The sequence below is a fragment of the Sphingomonas sp. CCH9-F2 genome (assembly GCF_001556735.1).
Lineage (GTDB): Bacteria > Pseudomonadota > Alphaproteobacteria > Sphingomonadales > Sphingomonadaceae > Sphingomonas > Sphingomonas ginsenosidimutans.
In genome coordinates this window covers 1-2,034 of record NZ_LSJO01000585.1, presented here as the reverse complement: position 1 = coordinate 2,034, position 2,034 = coordinate 1, and the positions used below count along the sequence as shown (strand labels likewise).

Annotated in this window: 2 protein-coding genes; both read left to right on the top strand. The window is 74.5% G+C overall.

The genetic code is table 11. From position 1 onward, the window contains the following. Nucleotides 1–1,095, top strand: a 1,095-nt coding sequence (locus AX685_RS16425) for a glycoside hydrolase family 3 C-terminal domain-containing protein (protein WP_197418660.1), incomplete at its 5' end; no start/stop codon positions are given. Nucleotides 1,096–1,162: 67 nt separating this feature from the next. Continuing rightward, the coding region (locus AX685_RS16420; RefSeq protein ID WP_156445872.1) for a PaaI family thioesterase at nt 1,163–2,034 on the top strand (872 nt) is incomplete at its 3' end.

The following is a 2,034-nucleotide window of genomic DNA, read 5'->3' as shown; positions in this document are numbered from 1 at the left end:
GTGCTGCTGCGCAACGCCCCCGCCACGCTGCCGCTGCGCGCCGCGGCCCTGCGCCGTATCGTGGTGATCGGCGGCCATGCCGACGCCGGGGTGCTGTCCGGCGGCGGCTCGTCGCAGGTGCATCCGCCGGGCGGATCAGCGGTGAAGGGGCTGGCGCCGACCGGCTGGCCCGGACCGGTCATCTACCTCCCCTCGTCGCCCCTCGCGGAGTTGCGCCGCGCGCTGCCCGGGGTCGCGATCGACTATCTCGACGGGCGCGACCCCGCCGCCGCGGCGCGCGCCGCCGCCCGTGCCGACGCCGCGATCGTCTTCGCCACGCAATGGACCGCCGAATCGCAGGATACCTCGCTCACGCTGCCCGATGCGCAGGACGCGCTGATCGACGCCGTCGCGCACGCCGCGCCGCGCAGTATCGTCGTGCTGGAAACCGGCGGCGCGGTGCTGATGCCCTGGGCGGAGCGCGTCGATGCGATCCTTCAGGCCTGGTATCCCGGCGCCGGCGGGGGCGCGGCGATCGCGCGGCTGCTGACCGGTGCGGTCAATCCGTCGGGCCATCTGCCGATCACCCTTCCGCGCGACGACCGCGCCGGCCGCTGCCGCCCGTTCACGGGCGCGCCGTCGCCGGGCGCGCGCTTCACCGTCGATTATTGCGGGGGCGCGGCGGTCGGCTACAAGGCGTTCGACCGCGACGGCATCGCGCCGTTGTACCCGTTCGGCCACGGCCTGTCCTATACCCGCTTCGCCTTCGCCGCACCGCGCATCGCCCACGACGCGCGCGGCATCCGCGCGACCACCGTGATCCGCAACACCGGCGCACGCGCGGGCGCCGCAGTGGCGCAATTGTATGTCGAGCGGGTCGGCGGCGGCTGGGAAGCGCCGCGGCGGCTGGCCGGCTGGGCGCGGCGCACGCTCGCGGCGGGCGCGCGACAGGCCGCGACGATCGCGATCGACCCGCGCCTGCTCGCGACGTTCGACACCGCCAGCGGCCAATGGGTGATCGCCCCCGGCCGCTATCGCTTCCGCATCGGCGCCTCCTCGCGCGATCTGGGGCCGCCGGTCGACGTCACGCTGCCGGCCGCACGCTTCGGCGCGTGACGGCGGTTCAATCCTTGCGCAAACCGCTTTAGGAACCGCGCCTGAGGGACAAGGGGAGAGAAGCGCGATGCGGCCACCGATCACGATCCAGCCGGGCGCCGCGACCCGGGCCGGCGTTCCGGGCGGCGATCCCGATGCGCACCTTGCGTCCATTCCAGCCTGCGGCGCACTGGGAATGCGTGTCGTCGCGGACGGCGATCATGCGCTGGCGCTGGCGCTCGATCCCCGGCTGCCCGCGACGCGCAGCGCCGGCAACGGGATCGATCCGGGTGCCGCATTGCTGCTGGCGGATCAGGCGACCGCCAACGGCATCTTCGCAACAATGTCCGCGCCCAGCCCGATGATGACGCTGCAATTGCGCGTCGACTGGATCGCGCCGCCGCCCGCCGGTGCGCTGGTCTGCGCCGTCGCGGACGTCGTACGCGACGGCGATCTGGCGCTGGTGCGCGGCATCCTGCGCGACGACGGCGGGCTGTCGGCCACGGTGACCGCGCGCTATCTGGTCGGCGCGATGCCCGGGGGTTTTCGCGAGGTGCCGGTCGGCGACGGCACCACGCCGCCCAGCGACGCCGCGTCGTTCGATGCCTGGCTGGACATACAGGACGGCGGCGAGACGCTGACGATCGTCCCGCGTCCCGATCATGTCGGCGCGCGGCTGCTGCCGGCGTTCCACGGCGGGGTCGTGTCGGCACTGATCAAGCGCGCCGGGCGCCGCCATCTGGCACCGGGGTTCCGCGCGCTGGACACCGACGTGCGCTTCCTGGCGCCCGCGCGCGCCGATCTGCCGCTGCACGCCAGCGTCCAGCCACGACGCAGCGGCCGCCGTGCCGCGACGATCGACGTCACCGCCTATCAGGACGATCCGGTCCGCCCGGTCGCGGTCGGCCGGCTGACCGCGGTCAGCGACGCGGCGGGCACGGTGACCGCCTATCGCCTGAC